At 70.9% G+C, this 1,458-nt stretch carries 3 protein-coding genes; all 3 read left to right on the top strand.

Translation table 11 applies throughout. The annotated features are described in order from the left end of the window. Positions 1-270: 270 nt before the first annotated feature. Positions 271-423: a hypothetical protein gene (locus C1I98_RS42350; protein ID WP_158558400.1), complete on the top strand. Its 153-nt coding sequence runs from the start codon at positions 271-273 to the stop codon at positions 421-423. 88 nt (positions 424-511) lie between these two features. Then, on the top strand, positions 512-916 hold the full coding sequence (locus C1I98_RS38805) for a S8/S53 family peptidase (RefSeq protein ID WP_111172175.1): 405 nt from the start codon (positions 512-514) through the stop codon (positions 914-916). Positions 917-954: 38 nt separating this feature from the next. After that, entirely contained in the window at positions 955-1,392 is a 438-nt protein-coding gene (locus C1I98_RS38800; protein ID WP_111172174.1) for a S8 family serine peptidase, read from the top strand. Positions 1,393-1,458: the final 66 nt, after the last annotated feature.

Genomic DNA, 1,458 nt, shown 5'->3' with positions numbered 1-1,458 from the left:
GCATGAGGGGGCGGACGCGGGGCGTGTCGCATTCAATGGACGGTGCGGGCGACGTGCACGTGTGACAGGTGATGCCGATTCCGTGTCAATAGGCCAGGATCGCCCCACCATCACACTACGTCACTTCCGGTATTCGTAACACTACTTTGAGTAGCGAAAGTGGATGTGGAGCCCGCCCGGATCAGAGCGACCCACCGGCCGAGTCCCCGTCCGCGCCGCACCAGTCATGAGGTGGGTGAAGGCGCCCGCCACCAGCAGGAGGTTCACACCATGACGGACAGCACCATGCCCGTGCTCGCCGCCCCGGTCGAGCGGACGGTCGGCGGCACCGCCGCCGTGGAGCACGCGAGCGTCGAGCAGTCCCACAGGGACCCCACTGGCCTGTGCAACCCGAAACCGTTCGCTGACGACGGCGACGAGTAGGCGGCCCCCGGGTGAGCGTCGCGCCTCGCAGGCGCTCACCCACCGGCAGATCAGGCGCAAGACCATCTTCCCCTGAAAGGCGTGCAGCATGGGCGAGGTTGCCGCGATCGCGGGCCTGGCCGCGCTGTGGCAGATGGCCACAGGCGATGACCGGATCGCGGTGGCCGTGATCGACGGCCTGGTCGATAGGGCGCATCCGGTCTTCGGCGGGGGAGACCTCACCCAGCTACGCGAGCTGTGGCCAGGTGGCTCCACCGGCGATGCCGCCGCCGCGCATGGCACGGCCGTGGTCAGTGTGCTGTTCGCCCGGCACAACGGGTCGGTCGCCGGGGTGGCGGGGGTGGCGCCCGGCTGCCGGGCGATCAGCGTGCCGGTCTTCACCGGCCGACGTCGTGCCTCCCAGTCGGATTTGGCCCGTGCCATTCGACCTGGCGCTGGATGCCGGTGCGCAGGTGATCAACATCAGCGGTGGTCAGCTCGTCGATGCCGGTGAGGCCCAAGACGCGTTGACGCGGGCGGTGCGCCGCTGTCATGACTCGGGGGGTGCTGGTGGTGGCCGCTGCCGGTAACGACGGCTCTCTGTGCGACCATGTGCCCGCCGCGCTGCCCGGAGTGCTGGCGGTCGGCGCCTGCGACGACGCGAGCCGCCCGCTGCCGCTCAGCAACTTCGGGCCGATCAGCCGCCGCCAGGGCCTGCTCGCGCCCGGGCATGAGATACCGGTCGCGGTGCCCGGCGGCGGGAGGGCGACGATGAGCGGTACCAGCCTGGCCGCCCCGATCGTGGCCGGCGTGGCCGCCCTGCTGGCCGGCCTGCGACTCCGCGACGGCGGCAAGCCGGACCTGATCGCGATCGGCGAGGTGCCACCGCCGATCCCTGCGACCCGCTCGCCGGCCCCGGCCAGGACCGAGACGAGGGCCGCGACGAAACTCACGAAACGGGCAGGGGCACGGCCTGCGCGCGGTATCTGACCGGAACACTCAACATCACGAAAGCGGTGAAAGCTGTGACCACCACCTCCACCCCCGCTTCGCCCC

The organism is Spongiactinospora gelatinilytica, assembly GCF_003236385.1.
Lineage (GTDB): Bacteria > Actinomycetota > Actinomycetes > Streptosporangiales > Streptosporangiaceae > Spongiactinospora > Spongiactinospora gelatinilytica.
Note: the sequence above shows the minus strand (reverse complement) of the source record. Positions and strands in the feature narration are given on the sequence as shown.